This window comes from Marinifilum sp. RC60d5 (assembly GCF_052400665.1).
GTDB lineage: Bacteria > Bacteroidota > Bacteroidia > Bacteroidales > Marinifilaceae > JBQTGK01.
On record NZ_JBQTGK010000002.1, the window covers coordinates 673,454 to 693,703 of the forward strand.

Consider the following 20,250-nt stretch of genomic DNA (forward strand, 5'->3'; position numbering starts at 1 on the left):
TAACAAATGCTTTGTTTCTCTGTAAAATTAGTCATGTTTTTTTAAGTTTCTTTGCTTTTGATAGAGAAATTCGTTTTCCATTGTAAAAGGCCACAACAAAACAATCTTTAATTTTTTTTCTGATTGCTTTTTGGACTTCTACTATTTTTTGATAATTCGAAGTTGATCCTACGGTATATTTATAAGTATTATTTACTTTTCTTTCTTTTACATTGGGGATATTTTTAAATACTCTTGATGTAAGTGGAATTTTTTTTGATGATGATTTTAATTGAACACAATACTCTAGGATAGAACTGTTTGCAATTGTTGTTTCTATTATGTTACTTGGAATAGAATCTGAAACTTCCTCTGTTTTGTTTATTAGTTCTTTCTTAGAGAGAAGAACACTCGACTGTTCTACCTTGTTTTTATAATCTCTAAATGCTCTAAAAATGGCACTAGCTAAGTAATCCTGGCCTTGCTTTGTCTTAAGGTATTTTTCTTCGGTTGGATTAGATACAAATCCTACCTCAACTAAAATAGAGGGCATACTTACTTGTTTAAGTACCCAAAAACCTGCCTCGCGAACCCCTCTCGAATGTCGACCTACTCTTGTTTTAAATTGATGTTCGGTTAGTTCTGCAAGGCTAATGCTTTTGTCTCTGTTTACACCTTGCATCATATTAAATATAATATAGGAAGCCGGATTTTTAGGGTCGAATCCTTCATATTTGGTGCTATAATCTTCTTCATATTCAATTACAGCATTTTCTTTCATTGCAACTTCAAGATTCTCTTTTGTTTTATGCAAACCAAGAGTGTAAGTTTCTGTTCCGATAATTTTTGAATTATTGTTGGCATTTGCATGAATGGAAATAAATAAATCAGCTTTGTTTTGATTGGCAATCTCTGATCTCCTTTTTAAGGGGATAAAAACATCTGTTTTTCGAGTGTATATAACATTTATATCGGGAAAGTATTTTTCAATATATCCTCCTAGTTTAAGTGATATATTTAATACGATATCTTTTTCGCGGCAACTTTTTCCTAAGGCACCCGGATCTTTGCCTCCATGTCCGGCATCAATTACAACTGTTTTTAGACTGTAAGAATTATTTTGAGCAAAGGAAGTGTTTCCACAAATTAATAAAACGAATATCAGGTATAAACCTATTGATGTTCTATTAATTAGAGCTTTTAGAGTTTTGTAAATAATAATGTTCATTAGAAAAATCTTCATAAAAGAACTTAAAAAATGTTTTGAAGTACGTTTCGATTAGGGAATATAGTACTTTTATTTGTATTTTTGGCGTCTTAAGGCTGAACTGCAATAAATGTACCGTAATCAGCTTAATTATATCTTTTACAAAAATAACAGATAAAAATTGCAATTGAAATTACTACAAAAGGTTTTTATTCTTTTCGTTGGAGCAATTCTTCCATTGAACATATTTGCTTTTGAGAATAATTACCATAACTCTACCGACAAATTAATAAGGAATTTTGATTTTGTATCCTCAGATACTTTGAAGACAAATAGGCATGTATTAAAAGCAGATAGTCTTGAGTTGTCTAAAACTGATTCTTTACAGACAGATTCTACAGCAAAGAAAAAGCCACTGTTCGAAACTAAAGTTGAGTACAATTGTGACGATACAATTATTTTTTCTTTAACAGGGCAAAGTGTATTTTTAAAAAAAAATGCATTTGTAAAATATGGCGAAACCGAACTAAAAGCATATTATATAGAGCTTGATCTCGAAAAAAAAGAAGCCTATGCTTATGGTATACAGGATACTACTGGTAAGTTTATGTTTACACCTGAGTTTAAGGATGGTTCGGAAGAGTTTAATTGTAAAGAGTTAAAATATAATTTTGATACTGGTAAAGGATTGGTGAATGAAGTTATTACCGAACAGGAAGGTGGTTATGTACATTCTGAAATCACCAAGAAAATTGATGATAAAACCTTTTACCTGAAAAATGGTAAGTATACTACCTGTGATCATGAGCATCCTCATTTTTATGTAAAAATGACAAAGGCAAAAATGATAAAAGACGATAAAATTATTTCAGGACCTTTACATTTGGTGCTCGAAGATGTGCCTTTGCCTTTGGGATTGCCTTTTGCCATGTTTCCATTTACATCCTCATATTCGTCGGGTATTATCATGCCAAGTTATGGAGAGGAAGAGAATCGAGGGTTTAATTTGCGTGGTGGTGGTTACTATTGGGCAATTAACGATTATTTAGATTTGGCTGTAAAAGGAGATATTTTTTCTAACGGATCGTGGGGTACCTATGTTGAATCTAAATATAAAACACGATACAGATATAGTGGTACATTAGCAACCGAATATCACTTTAACAAGTATGGCGATAAAGGACTTGATGATTATTACGAAACTACCGATTTTGCGATTCGATGGAATCATTCGCAGGATTCCAAAGCAAATCCATACAGAACTTTTTCTGCTTCGGTAAATGTGTCTACTTCTAATAATGATAGAAATAATTCAACTTCCATACAGGAAATTACTAATAATCAAAAGCAATCGAGTATTTCATATAGTAAAAAATGGGCCGATAGCCCGTTTAGTTTAAACGCAAGTTTACGTCACTCGCAAAATAGTCGCGATACAACTATTGCCCTTACTTTGCCAAGTATGTCCTTAAGTATGACACAGATTTATCCTTTTAGGGCAAAGGGGAAAAGTACAAATTTACGTTGGTACGATAAGGTGGGAATTAGTTATTCTTCTAAACTCGAGAACCGTATTAATACTAAAGAGAGTGAGTTAATGAGCTCTTCTTTGCAGAAAGAATGGCAAAATGGGTATCAGCATAGTATTCCTATTTCTACGAACTTTAAAATTGCGAAGGACTTAACTTTGTCGCCAACTTTAAGTTATCAGGGTGTTCTTTATTCACGGTCGATTCGTAAATCCTGGGATCCGAATGCAGATGGAGGAGATGGTGATGTTCAGATAGATACAATTCAGGGATTTAAATATGCTCATAACTATTCAACAAGTGCATCTTTATCCTTAAGCCCGAAAATTTACGGGATGTATACTTTTAAGGAAAGTTCTAAAGTGGCTGCAATTCGTCACGTGATGACTCCTTCGGTAAGTATTAGTTATACTCCCGAAATAGGGGTTCCCAGAAGTAAATATTATAAAACGTATTATAATCCAAATACCGATACTGAAGTTGAATACTCCATATTTGAAGGTAGTTTGTATGGCACACCTTCGGGGGCTCAAGAATCGGGTAGTATTAGTTTAAGTTTAGATAATAATATTGAGGCAAAACTGCGAACTGCAAATGATACTACAGGCTTAGAAGATATGAAAAAAGTGAAGATTCTGGAGAGTTTGAAATTCTCTACTTCTTATAATATGTTTGCCGATTCGTTAAATTGGTCTACGATTCGAATGACAGGAAGAACCAAACTTTTTAATAAGAAGTTAGATCTTAATTTTAATGGTTCGGTTGACCCATATAAATTGAACGATTATAATCAGAAAATTAATGAATTTGGCCCGCGTTTAACGAATGCTTCTATCGACCTTGGTTTTAGTTTATCTTCTAAAGATTTAAATCCCAATACCAAGGGAAAAGAAGAGGGGGAAGATAAGCAGCCTCCCAAATGGAGAGATCCTCGTTATGTAGATTTTGATATGCCCTGGTCTTTTTCAATTGATTATGGATGGACATATTCTAAACCAACATCCAGTAAAACAATTAATCAAAATGTAGGCCTTACCGGGCAGGTTACCTTAACGCCAAAGTGGGCACTTAGTTTTTCAACAGGATATGATTTCACAGATAAGGAAGTAACAGCAACACAATTTACGGTTACTCGTGATTTACATTGTTGGGAAATGCGATTTAACGCAATACCATTTGGAACGTATCAGTCTTATAATTTCGTAATTAATGTAAAATCATCGATTCTGCAGGATATGAAATATGAAAAGAAACAATCTTGGCAGGATGTACAATTTTAAAACAATTATATAGTACATAAGCTAAAAAATAATATTTAGAAGAGGCATTTTACTGCCTCTTTTTTATTTTATATACTTATGCAAGAATCCAGTTTTTTAGCATTTGTTTTCCGTGGGGAGTCATAATAGATTCGGGATGGAATTGAAGTCCGCAAACATCTAAAGAGTTATGGCGTAGGGCCATAATTAGCTTACTTTTATCAGTAGCCGTAATTTTCAGGCAAGCAGGAAAATTATCACGAGAAACAGTCCAGGAATGGTATCTACCCGATTCAAAAGATGTGGGGATACCAGAAAAAAGAGTTTCATCTTTATCTGTTACGAATGTTGCTTTAGGAATTCCATGAATAATTTTTTGTAGGTTTATTATTTTAGCTCCATAATATTCGGCAATGCATTGCATGCCTAAACAGACTCCGAGAATAGCTTTTTGATTGGCATACTTATCCAGTATTTTTTCCATAGCCTTCGCTTCTGAAGGCAAACCCGGACCAGGAGAGAAGATAATTTTATCACAAGCTTTTATTTCTTGCCAATCTATCTTATTATTACGCATTGTAATTACCTGCTCGCAAAATTGTTCAACAATATGTGCTAAATTGTAGGTAAAGGAATCGTAATTGTCTATAATTGCTATTCTCATTAAAGTATTTTTATCTTAACTTAGAAGCCGCAAAATAAACGATTTTTTACAAATACTAATTATTATCAGAAATGAAAAAATGTATTAATTCAGAAAAAGCACCTAAGGCCATTGGCCCATACAGTCAAGCTGTAGAAGCAAACGGAACATTATACATCTCAGGTCAACTTCCTGTTGATGTTGTTACAGGAAAATTTGTTGATGGTGGTATTAAGGAGCAAACCGAACAGGTTATGAAAAATATTGGCTACATATTAGAAGAGGCTGGCTACAGTTATAAAGATGTAGTTAAATCGACTTGTTTGTTAAGCGATATTTCAAATTTTGTTGCAATGAACGAGGTTTATGCTGAGTATTACAAAGTAGATTGTCCTGCACGAGCAGCTTTTGCAGTTAAGGATTTACCTCTTGGTGCTTTGGTAGAAATTGAGACAATTGCCGTAAAATAAGATTTTTAACAGGAATATAATAAAGGTCACCAATTTGGTGGCCTTTTGTTATTTTTGTTAAGGATATTTATTATTTGGAATACCTTATTCTTCCTTCCATAAACTTATGTTTAGTTTTTTGTTAAAAAATAGAAAATTGCTCCAATTAGGGGGGTATTATTGCCAACATAAGTCTAAATACACCAGTTTTGATATTGATATGTTTTGATGCATCAATTATTGCAAAGGCATGAATGGTACTAATAAATGTATAGATAAAATTTATTGCTTGCTGAGTTAATTGGTAAAGATAGATTCTAATATTTCTATTTCAATAATCAATTTTATAAAATAAGTAATGTATTTATAAAATAAATAAGATATATTACTTGCACATAATAAAATTAAAATGTAGTTTCATATAACAATATTAATATGTTACAACTAGTAGTAAAAAATCTGCTTAAGATAAATAAAGAAGCTCTGAGAATTATTCTTTCATGGTTGATTGAGTAAGACTCTAAACCCCGAATTTAATTAATTCGGGGTTTAAAATTTTAAATCTTCTTACCTTGTAAATTATGGTCTTTTCTTATTTTTGTGTTTGTTAGATTTAATGTGTTGCAAATGTGTTTATTGTAATTTGCCTGGTTTTATATTTTTATTCCCGAATGTAAGTAGGTCTAGTCTTCGAAAATCATATTTTACTTTTGTTGTTTACTGTTTTCTTTTCTTATTTTTGTGTAGATAATCTTATTGCTGAATTGTTTTATATTAACTGTATTACTACAATTTACATCTATAAATTCAATTACAAATCTATTATCAATAAGTTATAATTGAATATTTTTATTGAGGATTTTGCCTGTTTATTTTTTAGTTTTAGATTGTAGTTATAATCAATAGTAAAATACGTTTTGAAAATAATTTTTCCTTTCTAATTTGTTAATTCAACTTTCACATCCCGTTTGCATGAATATAAATTAGAATGAATTGCTCATGAATTAACTTTATAAGTTGTTTATTCTTTTTACTAAATGTGATCTTTCGTAATCTTTTTCTCAATTCGTTAATGTGTTGATTATTTTATTTTACGTGTTGGATATATAAATTGTAGACACTAGCTTGTTACTAGATGTTTATTGTAAGGATTAAAAATTTCGTAATTAAATTCTAGGATTAAATATATAACTGAAAAATAAAAATTACATCTCTTAAGTATCTTGTATATTAGTCCAGTTTAAATATCGAATAGAAGTGTTTTTAAGTTTGTTTGAATTGTTCGCATATAAATAATATACAAAATCTTATTTAAACAAATTATGAATAATACCAATGTGTTTCCAAACAGTATTTTCAATCAATTTATAAGAACATAAATTCTGAAATTTGCGTATTGTCACTACTTGTATAGATGTGATTTTGCAAGAAATATTATAAAATATTAGAATAGCATGGATATTTTAAAGCCAGTTTATACGGAGCAAAATGATTGTCAGGATTGTTATAAATGTATTCGTGAATGCCCAATAAAGGCCATTAAGGTGCTTAATAATTCAGCGCAAATTCTTCATGAAGATTGTATTTATTGTGGAACGTGTACACAAATTTGTCCTGTAAATGCAAAAAAAGTTAGAGATGATTTAAAAAAGGTTCGAAAACTGCTTAATCGAAACGAAAAAATAATTGTTTCTCTTGCACCATCTTTTGTTACCGAATTTCCAAATTTATCGGATACTCAAATGATTGCAGTATTAAAGGAGTTGGGCTTTTTTGCTGTATCCGAAACAGCATTAGGGGCTCAGGAAGTATCCAGACGAGTTAGTGAATTTATTAATAAAAGTGACAATGGAGTTTTTATTTCTTCTGCCTGTCCATCTGTTGTAGAACTAATTTGTAAGCATTATCCCGAATTTAAAGATAATATAACACCGGTACTATCGCCTTTATTAACACATGCTACCTATTTAAAACAAAAATACAAGAATACTAAAATTGTATTTATTGGTCCTTGTATTGCAAAAAAACTTGAAAGTGACGAGTTTCCAGATTTAATAGAAGCATCCTTAACTTTTAATGATTTAAGAGCTTGGTTAGAAGAAGAAAACTTAGATCCTTATCTGTTTTCTGAAGATGTTAGAAATAATAAATTTATACCTGGAAAAGCGGGACGCGGAATTTTATATCCTATTGATGGTGGTATGATAACCGGGATGAAGCAAAATACAACTACTACTGATGCTGTTTATATGACTTTTTCAGGAGTTAATAATATACAATCTGTATTAACAGGTTTAAATAAATATCGCAAATCGAATAAACTATTTTTAGAATTATTAGCATGCGAAGGAGGTTGTGTGAATGGACCGGGAACACAAAAAAAGTATTCTACAGCCATTAAAAGACTCGAGGTAATAAATAAAATGAGCGATGAGGAAACTGTTGTTTTAAATACAGATTTTTCAATTGATCGTAATTTTGATTCGATACATTCAGCATCAAGAATTGAGCATTCGGAGAGAAGTATTAAAGAGGCTTTAACAATGATCGGGAAATATTCTGAAAAAGATGAGATTAATTGCGGCGGCTGTGGATATAATTCCTGTCGCGAATTTGCCAAAGCATACCTTGAAGATAAGTCCGAGCCTAATATGTGTGTTTCATATATGCGAAAAATTGCACAGGATAAGTCTTCAGCACTTTTGCGTAAAATTCCATCGGGCGTTGTTATTGTAAATGATCAGTTAAAAATAATTGAGGCTAACCAAAGTTTTGCTAGTATTTTGGGCGATGAAATTAAAGATTTATACGATACGATTCCAGGCTTGGTTGATGCGGATTTAAAAAAGATATTTCCATTTCACAAATTATTTTCATCGGCCTTAACAACTGGAGTTGATAGTCTTGAACGAGATATAAAGTATGAAAATAAGATGCTTCATGTAAGTATATTTTCAATTCATAAAAATAAAATAGTTGGAGCTATTGTGCGGGATATGTCGCAACCTTACATTCAACGTGAAGAGGTGGTTACCAGAGCCAGAACAGTTAACAAAAAAAATCTGGAAACAGTGCAGAAAATTGCCTATTTACTTGGAGAAAATGCATCAGAAACAGAAGAAATGTTAAATTCAATTATAGAGTTTTATACACCATTGGAATAATAAAAATGTTAAAAACACAAATGAACAACTAGCTTATCAGATATTTTTATGCAGAAAGATTTTTACATAGAGGTAGAGTGTCAACAAAGAAATCAATATGGCCAATCAATTTGTGGCGATGTTTTTATGTCGCGAAAACTGAAGGACGAAGGCAGAACCATACTCGTATTATCCGACGGATTGGGTAGTGGAGTGAAAGCAAATGTTCTGGGTACACTTACTGCATCTATGATCTTTAATTATATGAAAGTGAATAAAGATATCCGGAAAGCAGCTGAGATTATCATGAAAACTTTGCCTGTATGCAGTAAACGTAAAGCTAGTTATTCTACTTTTACCATTGTTGAAATTGAATATAATGGAGATACTCGAATTATTTGTTATGATAATCCTGATTGTTTAATTTTACGTGGATTGGATTCCTTTAAACCTGAATGTCAGGAGTTGCATTTAGAGGGAGAGTCTAACCAGGGAAAGGTATTGTATTCCTATCGATTTAAAGCACAGAAAGAAGATCGAATTGTATTTTGCTCCGATGGAGTTACTAATTCAGGAATGGGAAGCCAGCGTTTTCCATTTGGCTGGGGAATGGAGAATGTCTATAAATTTTCACGATCATTAATTAAAAAACAGCCATATATTTCGGCCCGGCTTATGGGTACTGATATTGTTGATAGGGCATGTATAAACTATGGAAACAAACCTAAAGACGATATCTCTTGTGCGGTATTGTATTATAGGGAACCTAGAAATTTAATGATTTGTACAGGCCCACCTTATGAAAAATCGAAAGATGCCAAACTGGTAAAACAATTGTGCGAATTTGAAGGAACAAAAATTGTGTGCGGCGGTACAACTGCTAGTATCATTTCCCGGGGATTAGAGAAATCTATAGAGGTTGATTTAGATAGTTACGATAGCGAATTGCCACCTATATCGCACATTGAGGGAATTGATTTAGTTACTGAAGGGATTCTTACCTTGGGTAAGGTTTATCGTATTTTAGATAATTACAAGCAAAATACTGTGCTTAGATATGGTCCTGCCGATCGAATTGTGAAGTTACTAATGGAGAGTGATAAAATATTTATTATTAATGGCACAAAAATAAATTCTGCTCATCAGGATCCTACTCTTCCTATAGAATTGGAAATACGAAGAACTGTTGTGAAAAATATAGTCGCACTGCTTGAGGAAAAGTTTTTAAAAGAAGTAGATCTTAGCTATATTTAATAAGTACATTATTGTATTTTGATTTTTACAACTTATATTTATTTGGGTTTAATTGATTAAGTTTAAAAATCTGATCTTAAAACAATAAACTAAATGGCTGAGAAAATCGAAATTACCATCTGCTTAGGGAGCTCCTGTTTCTCGCGGGGAAATGGAAAAACTCTTAAAGCTATTAATGCATTTCTTGAGGAAAATAAATTAAAAGACAAGGTATTTTTCCATGGAGAACTTTGTACTGGAAATTGTGCCAAAGGTCCAATTTTGAAAGTAGACGATCAACTTTACGAAGAAATCGACTCCGAAAGTGTAATAGAAATATTAAGCGAAGTATTTGGCCTTGTTTAATATAGTTTTTGTTAGTACTTAATTCTTAAAATCCGACTTATGCCTTTAATTGTAACCAATAAAGATAAGTGTAATCTTAGTTATACCTGCATTCGCGTATGTCCTGCCAAAGCAATAAAAATAGAAAACGATCATGCTACTATTATACCAAACCGGTGTATTGGTTGTGGTAATTGTGTTAGTGTTTGTGCTCAGGAGGCTATAGAATATCGCAAGTCGGATAGCATTGTAAAACAGTTGCTAGGTGGAATTGATCCTGTTGTAGCTATTTGTGATCCTAGTATATCGGGTGAGTTTGATGATATTTTGGATTATAGGAATTTTGTTGGCATGATAAGGGCTTTGGGATTCGATTATGTGGTTGAAGCAGCCTTTGGTGCCGATTTGGTGGCATATAAGTATAAAGAATTATTCGAGAATTTTCATGGTAAATATTATATTTCTACTAAGTGCCCAGCTTTGGTAAATCATGTGGAAAATTTTCATCCTGAATTAGTTGAAAATCTGGCACCAATTGTTCCACCAAATATTGCAATGGCAAAAGTTGTTCGTAAAAAATATGGAGCCAATGCCAGAATTGTTTCCCTTTCGCCATGTGTTGCAAGTAAGAACGATGTGAAAGCCTTTAATGGTTCCGATGGAGACATTCATGCAGTACTTAGTTTTGTGGAACTCCGCGAATTATTTAAGGAGCGAGGTATTACAGAAAACTCTGTTGAATTTTCGGAATTCGACCCACCTTTTGCACGCTTAGGAGGATTATTCCCCATAAGTCATGGCTTATTTCAGGCGGCAGATATTGATGTAAGTATGCTTAATGGAGGAATTATTAGTACCGAAGGACGCAATAATTTTTTACGATCGATTAATGAGTTTAAAACACAGCATAATTTAAATCAACATCTAGATTTATTCTATTGTGAGGGATGTATTATGGGGCCCGGAACATCGAAAGGAGGACATAAGTTTTCACGCAGATCACAGGTTATTAAATATGTACGCAAAAGACTTAATGCCTTTGACGAAGAAATGTGGCAGCAGGAAATACAGGAATATATTGACCTTGATTTAAGTAGATCTTTTACATCCCGAGGACAGTTTTTACCAACACCTTCGGAGCAGGAAGTTCATGAGGTATTGGTGGAAATGGGGAAAGAAAAATTTGAGGATCAGCTTGGTTGTGGATCTTGTGGATATGAGTCGTGTAAGGAATTTGCCATTGCAAAATGTCAGGGCCTGGCTAATTACGAGATGTGTTCTTCTTATACCATTAAGAATATGAATACTTATATTAAGGAATTAGGAAATGCCAACGAAAAATTATCAAAAACAAAAACTGCATTAAAGAAATCGGAGCGAATTGCAAGAGAAGAACGAAGATTAGCCCAGGAAGCCTCCGAAACAGTATCGGCAATGCTACAGAAATTACCTTCGGGTTTAGTTATTGTCGATGAAAATTTAAAGGTTATAGAATCGAATAAGAGTTTCGTTGATTTATTGGGCGAAGAAACACAAATGCTAAATGAAATTATTCCTGGTTTAGTTGATGCCGATTTAACTAAATTAATATCTTTTCACAAGCTTTTTTCTACCGTTATATTAAATGGTGAAGATATTTTAAATCGAGATGTTCATTTTGGTTCTCAATTGTTTAATGTATCTGTTTTTACAATTAAGAAAAATAAAATTGTAGGAGGAATCATCAGAGATTTATATGCGCCCGAAGTAAGAAAGGAAGAAGTGATAGGAAGAGCAAGAGCAGTTATTAAGGAGAATTTGCAGACTGTGCAGCAAATTGCATTTTTATTGGGCGAAAGCGCTTCTAAGACCGAAAAATTACTAAACTCAATTATAAAAACACATACTACTGGGGAAGATGAAAAAAACGAATAATGGATGATAAATTTCATATAGATATTGATTGTCAGCAGCTGTTTCATCATGGAGAAATGATTTGTGGCGATGTTTTTCTTTCCAAAAAAATAAAGGAAGAGAACAGAACCATTGCCGTTTTAAGTGATGGAATGGGAAGCGGTGTTAAAGCCAATGTTTTGGCAACACTTACAGCCTCTATGGCCATGAATTTTATGGCAGAATATAAGGATGTAAAGAAAATTGCCGAAATTATTATGAATACTCTGCCTATTTGTAGTGTAAGAAAAGTAAGCTATTCTACTTTTACCATTATTGATATTGAATATGATGGAACTACTCGCATAATTGAGTTTGATAATCCATGCTGTCAGGTAATGCGTGGCCTGGAGTTGTATGATCCGGGATGGCAAACAATTATTTTGGATAGTGAAGAAAATCAGGGAAAGGAATTGAGAACTTGTGCCTTTAATGCGCGCAAGGAAGATAGAATTCTTTTTTGGTCTGATGGAATAATGCAGTCGGGTATGGGAAGTCGCGAATTGCCTTTTGGATGGGGAGAGGAAAATGCAATGGAGTATGTTACCAATATTGTTAAGTCTAGTCCGTATATATCGGCACGAAATCTTGGTTTGCAATTGGTCAAAAGAGCATTGCGAAACGATAAGGATGAGCCAAAAGATGATACCAGTGCAGGAGTAATTTATTATCGTGAGCCAAGAAAACTATTGATTTGTACCGGACCTCCTTTCGAGAAAGATAAAGATTCGGAATTGTCAATGAGGGTTTATCACTTTAAGGGTAAGAAAATTATTTGCGGAGGAACAACCGCAGAGATTCTGGCCAGAGAACTAAGCTTAAAATTTGCTGCAGGAATGAAAATTACCGATCCGGAATTACCTCCAGCATCTTACATGGAAGGAATTAATTTGGTTACTGAGGGAATATTAACAATAGGTAAAGTGGCTCGAATTCTAGAGAATTATACTGTAGATTATGATCTTGGAGAAGGTCCAGCCGATCAAATCGTTCACTATCTTTTGCAAAGCGATAAAATCTCTATAATTACAGGAACCCGAATTAATTTTGCTCACCAGGATCCTAGCTTGCCAGTTGAATTGGAAATTAGAAGAACTGTAGTTAAAAAGATTGTAAGTCTTTTAGAGGAAAAATTTTTAAAAGATGTTAGTTTATCTTTTATTTAGAAAGGTAACTATTGAATATAATTAGATATTAAAGCAAGTAATTTTTTACTGGCAATTGGTTTGGCAATATAATCGTCACATCCGGCTGCAATACTTTTTGCTCTGTCTTCAGCCATTGCATAGGCCGTTTGAGAAATAATAGGAACCTTAGGATCAATTTTTTTAATGGCTTTTGTAGAATCAAAACCATTCATTAATGGCATTTGAATATCCATAAGAATTAAATCTATCTTACTGGTATTTTTAAATATATCAATTGCATTTACTCCATTTTTTGCCCACAATACATTTGCACCAGTTTGATTAATCACCTCTTCCAGAAAAAGAAAATTAGATTCTACATCTTCTGCAATAAGGATGGTTTTATCAGACCAATTATAAGTCTCTTTATTCATAAGTTTAGTTTTCTTAATATCGGTAGTCAAATTTATATATAATTTTATGATTTAAAAAGTTTTCATAAAATACAAAAAACGATCGATTGGGTAGTATATTTCTTTATAAATATAAAATTTGTTAGAAATGAGTTTATTTTTGATAAAATTGCGTTAACCTAGTTCTTTTCGAATTGTCTTTAAGTAGTTTATTGTTATTTTTGGGGATATTCATGGAAAAATCTTGTATGATCTTTAAATTTCTCAGATACTCACTTTTTGTAAGTTTACTCATTTTCTCTTGTTTTGTAAAAGCACAAATTTCTCACGGCGGACAGCCATTATTCAAAAATGGGACGTCTAAATCTGTGCCAAAAATGGTAGAACTGCCTTTGTATAAAACAATTAGTTTATTTCAGGCAGCTAGTAGTAAAGATAAAGGAAGCAGACTTAAAAATGCACAGTATGCATACAAGTATAAACTCAACTATACTATTGATAGCGATGGTATTTGGGAAGATTTAATTGATGGGAGAAGGGTGTGGCGTTTTGCTATTTATTCTAAAGGTGCTTATTCCTTAGGTTTAGAGTTCTCAAGATTTAAATTGCCTGTTGGCAGTCAATTGTTTGTTTATAATAATAATTCTGATGCCGTTTTGGGTGCCTATACTGCCGAGAATAATAAAAAATCAGGTAAATTTTCAGTTGAACCATTAGAAGGAGATCAGCTAATACTCGAATATATTGAACCTGCTACTGTTGAATTTCCTGCAGAAATTGCGATTTCAGGAGTTTTACATGATTACAAGAATATATTTAATTTATTAAAAGGAGAGGATTCATCAGTAAAATCATCGGGCCCTTGTAATGTTGATATTAACTGTCCGGAGGGAGATGACTGGCAACGAGAAAAGAGATCGGTATGCCATATATTATATGATGGATGGATTGCATCGGGAGCTTTAATTAACAATACAAATCAGGATTCAAAAGCCTATCTTTTAACAGCTTATCATGTAATAAATGATCAGGAAAGTGCCGAAATGGCTGTTTTTTATTTTAATTATGAAAATTCGAATTGTGGAGGTAGCGATGGAGAAAAAACACAATCCATCTCAGGATCAGATCTTTTAGCAACCGGCACAGCTCTCGACTTTACACTTTTAGAATTGTCGGTACAGCCACCAGCTTCATATTTGCCTTACTATGCCGGATGGGATAGATCTGGGCGTGTGCCTGCTTATACTACCTGTATTCATCACCCGAGTGGCGATGCTAAAAAAATATCAATAGATTATGATTCACCCATTACATCCACTTATGCCGATACAAAATATACTTTTGATGAGAATACTCACTGGCAAATTGAGGAATGGGATGTTGGAACAACTGAAGGTGGTTCTTCCGGTTCTCCTTTGTTTGATGAGAATCATTTAATAATTGGAGATCTTACCGGTGGCGATGCTTATTGTGGAAATTCTGTGAATGATTATTATGCAAAGTTCTCGGAAAGTTGGGACAACTATTCCAGTAATAATCAGCAGTTAAAGTATTGGTTAGATCCGATAAATAGTGGAGTTGAAGTTCTAAATGGATACGATCCTAATGGTGGTGTGTTTGCTAATTTTACCACTTCATCAGATACAATTTGTTATACTTCAACGGTTAATTTTACTGATTTATCGAGTGGTGAGCCCGATACTTACATCTGGGATTTTGGTGAAGATGCAAGTCCGGCTACCTCTTCGGATAAAGGACCTCATTCTGTAAGCTACTCGAGTAGTGGAGAGAAAATTATTACATTAAAAATTGGCAAGGGGCAGGTTGTAGATTTTATGAGCAAAACCATTGAGGTAATGGATTTTCCTGTTGCAGATTTTGATTATAAACTGGAAAAGAAAGAGGTTAGTTTTAGTAATTTTTCTGTTGATGCATTAGGATATCAGTGGAGTTTTGGAGATGGTAATTCTTCTAATGATGTTAATCCTGTTCATATTTATGACTCTCAGAATATTTATACAGTTAATTTAAGTGTTGAAAATAAATGTGGTGATAATAGCATATCAAAGCAAATTTATTTGTCATACAACGATCAGCTTAAAATTTATCCAAATCCTTCAAGTGGAAAATATACTGTAGATTTAAGTAAGATTTTATTTTCTCAAATTATTTGGGAAGTTTATTCTTCGAAAGGAGAACAGGTAAGAAATGGTCTTATTTCTCACTTTTCAAGCACTTTAGAGTTTGATTTAAGCGGTTTATCAGTAGGTGTATATATTTTAAAACTAAATGTCGATGAGGATATTTTAGAGCGCAAATTATTATTGGTAAAATAAAAGCCATTCCTTCATTATTAGCTGGAATGGCTTCCTTTCATTGTAAATATTTATGTTATTTTTCAATTTTCTCGAACGAAGAAACAATTCCTTTAATTAGGGAAGAGGAAAATCCCTGATGTTCCATTTCATTTAAACCTACAATGGTACATCCTTTTGGAGTGGTTACTTTATCGATTTCTGATTCGGGATGATCCTTATTTTTCTGAAGCATTTCAGCTGCTCCTTTAACTGTTTGAGATACGATTTGTTTGGCAGTATTGGCATCGAAACCAATTTGTATTCCTCCCTGAATCATAGCACGAATAAATCGAAAAACAAAAGCAATTCCACAAGCTCCCAATATGGTAGCAGCTTCCATTAACTCTTCATTAATTAGTAAACTTTCTCCAATTGCATCAAAAACAGCTTTAATTTTTTGACTTTGTTCTGCTTCGCAATTTTTACCACAAATACAGGTTACAGATTCTCCTATATTAGCTGCAATATTTGGCATTGCCCTAAATACTGGAAATTTATTATCCAGCATTTCTGAAATTTCACTAGTGCCCAATCCTGTTGCTAAAGAAACAATAATGTGCTGTCCTTCTTTTAGTGCAGGTTTTACCTCATTAATTATTTTTGAAACATTATAAGGTTTAACAGCAATTAATACAATATTAGAATTTTTTACAGCATATAAATTGTCAGATGTAATTTTGGCTCCAGCAGTTTCTAAATCTTTAATCAACGAAAGTTTTCGTCTTGTGGCAATTATATTTTCCGAACAAAAATTTTCATTTTCTAATAAGCCTTTGGCAATAGATTTTCCCAGATTCCCACAACCTATAACACTAATTTTTTCGTTTTTCATGTGTGTAAATTATTATCCTGTAAATCTGTAAGCGGTGTGTTTTTAGTATTTAAAGATCAATAAAAGTACATTTTTTTATTCTTTGTTGCGAAAAAATTAAACTTTAAGAAATATTTTGTTTGAGTTATTCATTAATAATAGACATACTTCTTTCCTAATTCTATAAACAATAAAATTGTACAATTGGAAGATTTACATTTTGATTTGTTGTTTCAGAAAAATATAATACTTTTGATAAACCGATTTAGTAAACCGATTTAGTAAATGCGAAAACCTTTGAAAAAAAAATCAATTAAAGACATAGCACAGGAACTTGGATTTTCTAAGACTACTGTTTCTTTCGTTTTAAATAACAAAGGAGACGAGAAGAATATCAGTAAAAAAACACAAGAAAAGATTTTAGCTTATGTTCGGGAAGTTAATTATCAGCCCAACCAAATTGCTAAAAGTTTAAAGAAAGGAACTACCAATACAATTGGATATTTGGTGCCCGATATTTCTAATCCATTTTATGCGAAAATAGGGCGTTTAATTGAGGATTTGTTAGCACATAAGGGATATCAACTTATTATTGGAAGCACCGATGAGAAGCAGAAAAAAGAGGATTCTCTTTTAAATATGTTTGTTAATAGACAAGTAGATGGATTGATATTGGCTTCTTGTTTCGAGAATTTGGGTATGCTAAAATCTTTAGCGGCTCAAGCTTTTCCAATGGTATTTTTCGATAGGGAAGATCCTGATTTTAATGGAAATTATATTTTGGTAGAGAATAAAGTGTCGATGCAACTAGCTGTTCAGAAGGTGATTGATAAGGGAGCTAAAAAAATCGGACTATTATCGATTACACCAAATGTATATTCTTTAAAATTAAGAATTGATGGTTATAAGCAGGCTTTAATTGAGAATAAAATTCATGTAAATGAAGATTTGATAAAAATTGTAGACATTAACAATTTAAAGGAAAGTTCTGAAAATAAGTTGGATTATTTGATCAAAGAAAAGGTTGATGCTGTAGTATTTACCAATAATCAAATTACAGCGAATGCTATATGGTTAATGAATATGAATTATAAAGAAGAGATTGAGAAAGTAAAGTTTGTAAGTTTTGATAATCTTGATTTATTCGATTACTCATTACCTGTTGTTACTTCTGTAGCTCAGCCAATTAGTAAAATAGCAGAATATTCTGTTGATATATTGTTAGAAGTTATGAAATCGACAGATAGAATCAGTAAAAAAATAGTGTTGAAACCTAAATTAATAGAACGTTTATAATTAAGTTATTTTATGAAAGAAAAAGCTTCGATAGGAAAAATCCTTCCGGTAATGTTTGGATTTTTTATAATGGGATTTGTTGATGTAGTTGGAATTGCAACCAATTACGTTAAAACCGATTTCCACCTAAGTGATACGGTAGCCAATATTTTACCTGTAATGGTATTTTTGTGGTTTCTGGTATTTTCGGTACCTACCGGATTATTAATGAATAAAATTGGTAGAAAAAATACGGTAATGTTAAGTATGGCAATAACTTTTATAGCTATGCTTGTGCCATTTGCAGCCTATAATTTTACAGTAGTTTTAATTGCATTTGCACTTTTGGGAATTGGAAATACAATTATTCAAGTTGCATTAAATCCTTTACTAACAAATGTGGTTTCTGGCGATAAGTTAGCAAGTAGTTTAACATTAGGTCAGTTTGTAAAAGCAATTGCGGCTTTTCTTGGGCCAATTATTGCTGGTTTTGCTGCCGGAAGTTTAGGAAATTGGAAACTAATTTTTCCTCTTTATGCTGTTATTACTGTTGTTTCTACTATTTGGTTATGGTCTACATCAATAGATAAAGAGCAATCTGAAGAGAAAAATGTTTCGATTATTAATTGTTTCGGATTATTAAAAGACCGATATATTTTGGCATTTTTTGTAGGCATTTTATTAGTAGTTGGAATTGATGTTGGATTAAATGTAACAATACCAAAGTACTTAATGGAAAAATGCAGTATTCCACTGGAACAGGCAGGTTTAGGTATTAGCTTGTATTTTGTTGCTCGTACTGTTGGAACGTTTTTAGGAGCTATTATTTTAAGTAAATATTCTGCATCTAAGATATTTATGTATAGCATAATATTAGGAGTATTTGGTTTGATTGGAATGCTATTGGTAAGTAATTTGGTATTGCTTTCTGTTTTCATTTTTGTGGTTGGTTTTGCTTGTGCAAATTTATTCTCAATTATATTTACTTACGCACTTAAAAGGCAACCAGAAAGAGCTAATGAAGTTTCAGGTTTAATGATAATGGGTGTTTCGGGTGGAGCAATTGCACTATTTATAGGTATGGTATCCGATGCTGTTGGAAGCCAGGCTGCTGGTATTGTTGTGCTTCTAGTGTGTTTACTATACTATTTTTATCTGGGTAGATTATTTGCCAAAACAGATGCAAAGTAGATTACTGTATAAAATATAAAAAAATGAATATTTGGAGTGACAAAAGAGTTGTATTGACTCTTGATGCGGGAGGAACAAATTTTGTTTTTTCGGCAATAAAAAGTGGAGAAGAAATTGTAGAACCTATTCGAAAGCCTTCTAATGCCGACTGTTTAGATCAGTGTTTAAAGAATGTTATTGATGGTTTTCAGGAGGTTTTAAATATATTAGAAGAAAAGCCAGTTGCTATTAGTTTTGCTTTTCCTGGTCCGGCTGATTATAAAAATGGAATTATTGGCGATTTACCTAATTTACCAGCATTTAGAGGTGGTATTGCTTTAGGCCCAATGCTTAAGGAACATTTTAATATGCCGGTTTTTATTAATAACGATGGCGATTTATTTGCTTATGGGGAAGCACTTGGAGGAGTTCTACCCGAAATTAATAAACGTCTGAAGCTGGCAAACAGTCCTAAAAGGTACCGTAATCTTGTGGGCGTAACGCTTGGTACAGGTTTTGGTGGAGGTTTGGTACACAACGATGAGTTGTTTACTGGCGATAATTCTATTGCAACAGAGGTTTGGTTGACAAGCTCACGAGTTTTTCCAGAGCGTTTTGCTGAAGAGGGTATAAGCACACGAGCTATTCAGCGTGAGTTTTTAGAACGAGCATCTGGTAAATATGCCAATGAGTTAATGCCAAAAGATGTTTATGATATTGCAATGGATGCTAATAATGCCGATCAAAAGGCAGCATTGGAATCGTTCAGCATTTTTGGAAAATGCTTAGGTGATAGTTTGGCCAATATTTTAACGATTACCGATGGTATTGCTGTTTTGGGTGGAGGACTAACTGGTGCTCACGATTTATACATGCCTGCAGCTTTGGAGGAGATGAATGGTAAGTACCATACAGCTTCTGGTGAAGATCTTCCTCGTTTGGTTCAGAAGGTTTACAATATCGATAATGAATCGGAATTTGAAGAATTTGCAGCTGATCAATCAAAAGAAATTGCAATTCCAGGTACTGATAAAACTATAAAATATGATCCAAATCCTAGATTAGCTGTTTGTTCCAGTAAGTTGGGTGCAAGCAAAGCTATTGGAATAGGTGCTTATGCGTTTGCATTAAAGAATTTGTAGTAGTGTGATATCCGGATTGAGGAGCTTCGGCAATTCTTTCCGGATTTTTAAATTAGTTAAGATTGCCAGAAAAATATGCAACTCTTCTAAATATGAACTTTCCTTTCTTTTAAAAGCAGTTTTTGCTGTATTTAAATCAAAAATAACGACTTGGGATTTTCAATTAGCAACGTAAAAATAATTAGCAAATTAAAATCAAAAAAGAGAATGCCCTTAATTTTGGACATCCTCCTTAC

General features: G+C 32.8%; 15 protein-coding genes. 11 read left to right on the forward strand and 4 right to left on the reverse strand.

What is annotated here, in order from left to right; translation table 11 throughout:
- Window positions 1–31: 31 nt before the first annotated feature.
- A complete protein-coding gene (locus ACT3CE_RS06755; protein WP_444709002.1) occupies window positions 32–1,207 on the reverse strand; it encodes an N-acetylmuramoyl-L-alanine amidase family protein in 1,176 nt (391 codons plus the stop codon).
- 166 nt (window positions 1,208–1,373) lie between these two features.
- On the opposite strand from ACT3CE_RS06755, the gene ACT3CE_RS06760 reads away from it, so the two are divergent.
- The gene (locus tag ACT3CE_RS06760) at window positions 1,374–3,995 is read left to right on the forward strand and encodes a putative LPS assembly protein LptD (protein ID WP_444709003.1); all 2,622 of its coding nucleotides are present in this window, start codon (window positions 1,374–1,376) and stop codon (window positions 3,993–3,995) included.
- Between the two features lie 76 nt (window positions 3,996–4,071).
- On the opposite strand, the gene ACT3CE_RS06765 is transcribed toward ACT3CE_RS06760, so the two are convergent.
- Complete coding sequence (locus tag ACT3CE_RS06765) at window positions 4,072–4,638, reverse strand: anthranilate synthase component II (protein WP_444709004.1); 567 nt, start codon at window positions 4,636–4,638, stop codon at window positions 4,072–4,074.
- Between the two features lie 71 nt (window positions 4,639–4,709).
- On the opposite strand from ACT3CE_RS06765, the gene ACT3CE_RS06770 reads away from it, so the two are divergent.
- From ACT3CE_RS06770 to ACT3CE_RS06795, 6 genes are all read left to right on the forward strand, one after another.
- Window positions 4,710–5,087, forward strand: coding sequence for a RidA family protein (locus ACT3CE_RS06770; protein WP_444709005.1), 378 nt, complete (start codon window positions 4,710–4,712; stop codon window positions 5,085–5,087).
- Window positions 5,088–6,520: 1,433 nt separating this feature from the next.
- Complete coding sequence (locus tag ACT3CE_RS06775) at window positions 6,521–8,230, forward strand: [Fe-Fe] hydrogenase large subunit C-terminal domain-containing protein (protein ID WP_444709006.1); 1,710 nt, start codon at window positions 6,521–6,523, stop codon at window positions 8,228–8,230.
- 48 nt (window positions 8,231–8,278) lie between these two features.
- A complete protein-coding gene (locus ACT3CE_RS06780) occupies window positions 8,279–9,463 on the forward strand; it encodes a SpoIIE family protein phosphatase (RefSeq protein ID WP_444709007.1) in 1,185 nt (394 codons plus the stop codon).
- 93 nt (window positions 9,464–9,556) lie between these two features.
- Window positions 9,557–9,808, forward strand: a complete 252-nt coding sequence (locus ACT3CE_RS06785) for a (2Fe-2S) ferredoxin domain-containing protein (RefSeq protein WP_444709008.1) — start codon at window positions 9,557–9,559, stop codon at window positions 9,806–9,808.
- Window positions 9,809–9,847: 39 nt separating this feature from the next.
- Entirely contained in the window at window positions 9,848–11,701 is a 1,854-nt protein-coding gene (locus ACT3CE_RS06790) for a [Fe-Fe] hydrogenase large subunit C-terminal domain-containing protein (RefSeq protein WP_444709009.1), read from the forward strand.
- Window positions 11,701–12,885, forward strand: coding sequence for a SpoIIE family protein phosphatase (locus tag ACT3CE_RS06795; protein ID WP_444709010.1), 1,185 nt, complete (start codon window positions 11,701–11,703; stop codon window positions 12,883–12,885). Before ACT3CE_RS06790 ends, ACT3CE_RS06795 begins: the two co-directional genes overlap by 1 nt.
- Before the next feature lie 8 nt (window positions 12,886–12,893).
- On the opposite strand, the gene ACT3CE_RS06800 is transcribed toward ACT3CE_RS06795, so the two are convergent.
- Window positions 12,894–13,280: a response regulator gene (locus tag ACT3CE_RS06800; RefSeq protein WP_444709011.1), complete on the reverse strand. Its 387-nt coding sequence runs from the start codon at window positions 13,278–13,280 to the stop codon at window positions 12,894–12,896.
- A 227-nt stretch (window positions 13,281–13,507) separates the two neighbouring features.
- Between ACT3CE_RS06800 and ACT3CE_RS06805 the strand changes: the two genes are divergently transcribed.
- Window positions 13,508–15,595: a PKD domain-containing protein gene (locus ACT3CE_RS06805; protein WP_444709012.1), complete on the forward strand. Its 2,088-nt coding sequence runs from the start codon at window positions 13,508–13,510 to the stop codon at window positions 15,593–15,595.
- 55 nt (window positions 15,596–15,650) lie between these two features.
- Here ACT3CE_RS06805 and proC read toward each other — a convergent pair whose 3' ends face one another.
- A complete protein-coding gene (gene proC / locus ACT3CE_RS06810; protein ID WP_444709013.1) occupies window positions 15,651–16,448 on the reverse strand; it encodes a pyrroline-5-carboxylate reductase in 798 nt (265 codons plus the stop codon).
- Between the two features lie 276 nt (window positions 16,449–16,724).
- Here proC and ACT3CE_RS06815 point away from each other — a divergent pair, with 276 nt between their 5' ends.
- From ACT3CE_RS06815 to ACT3CE_RS06825, 3 genes are read left to right on the forward strand one after another with little or no spacing between them, the layout of a single operon-like run.
- On the forward strand, window positions 16,725–17,723 hold the full coding sequence (locus tag ACT3CE_RS06815; RefSeq protein ID WP_444709014.1) for a LacI family DNA-binding transcriptional regulator: 999 nt from the start codon (window positions 16,725–16,727) through the stop codon (window positions 17,721–17,723).
- A gap of 12 nt (window positions 17,724–17,735) precedes the next feature.
- Complete coding sequence (locus ACT3CE_RS06820; RefSeq protein ID WP_444709015.1) at window positions 17,736–18,893, forward strand: MFS transporter; 1,158 nt, start codon at window positions 17,736–17,738, stop codon at window positions 18,891–18,893.
- Between the two features lie 23 nt (window positions 18,894–18,916).
- Window positions 18,917–20,014, forward strand: a complete 1,098-nt coding sequence (locus ACT3CE_RS06825) for an ROK family protein (protein WP_444709016.1) — start codon at window positions 18,917–18,919, stop codon at window positions 20,012–20,014.
- Window positions 20,015–20,250: the final 236 nt, after the last annotated feature.

Excerpts from the sequence above, each read along its gene's own strand:
- ACT3CE_RS06755 (WP_444709002.1), bottom strand. The coding sequence starts at position 1,207 with ATGAACATTATTATTTACAAAACTCTAAAAGCTCTAATTAATAGAACA.
- ACT3CE_RS06765 (WP_444709004.1), bottom strand. The coding sequence starts at position 4,638 with ATGAGAATAGCAATTATAGACAATTACGATTCCTTTACCTACAATTTA.
- ACT3CE_RS06770 (WP_444709005.1), top strand. The coding sequence starts at position 4,710 with ATGAAAAAATGTATTAATTCAGAAAAAGCACCTAAGGCCATTGGCCCA.
- ACT3CE_RS06775 (WP_444709006.1), top strand. The coding sequence starts at position 6,521 with ATGGATATTTTAAAGCCAGTTTATACGGAGCAAAATGATTGTCAGGAT.
- ACT3CE_RS06780 (WP_444709007.1), top strand. The coding sequence starts at position 8,279 with ATGCAGAAAGATTTTTACATAGAGGTAGAGTGTCAACAAAGAAATCAA.
- ACT3CE_RS06785 (WP_444709008.1), top strand. The coding sequence starts at position 9,557 with ATGGCTGAGAAAATCGAAATTACCATCTGCTTAGGGAGCTCCTGTTTC.
- ACT3CE_RS06790 (WP_444709009.1), top strand. The coding sequence starts at position 9,848 with ATGCCTTTAATTGTAACCAATAAAGATAAGTGTAATCTTAGTTATACC.
- ACT3CE_RS06795 (WP_444709010.1), top strand. The coding sequence starts at position 11,701 with ATGGATGATAAATTTCATATAGATATTGATTGTCAGCAGCTGTTTCAT.
- ACT3CE_RS06800 (WP_444709011.1), bottom strand. The coding sequence starts at position 13,280 with ATGAATAAAGAGACTTATAATTGGTCTGATAAAACCATCCTTATTGCA.
- ACT3CE_RS06805 (WP_444709012.1), top strand. The coding sequence starts at position 13,508 with ATGATCTTTAAATTTCTCAGATACTCACTTTTTGTAAGTTTACTCATT.
- proC (WP_444709013.1), bottom strand. The coding sequence starts at position 16,448 with ATGAAAAACGAAAAAATTAGTGTTATAGGTTGTGGGAATCTGGGAAAA.
- ACT3CE_RS06820 (WP_444709015.1), top strand. The coding sequence starts at position 17,736 with ATGAAAGAAAAAGCTTCGATAGGAAAAATCCTTCCGGTAATGTTTGGA.
- ACT3CE_RS06825 (WP_444709016.1), top strand. The coding sequence starts at position 18,917 with ATGAATATTTGGAGTGACAAAAGAGTTGTATTGACTCTTGATGCGGGA.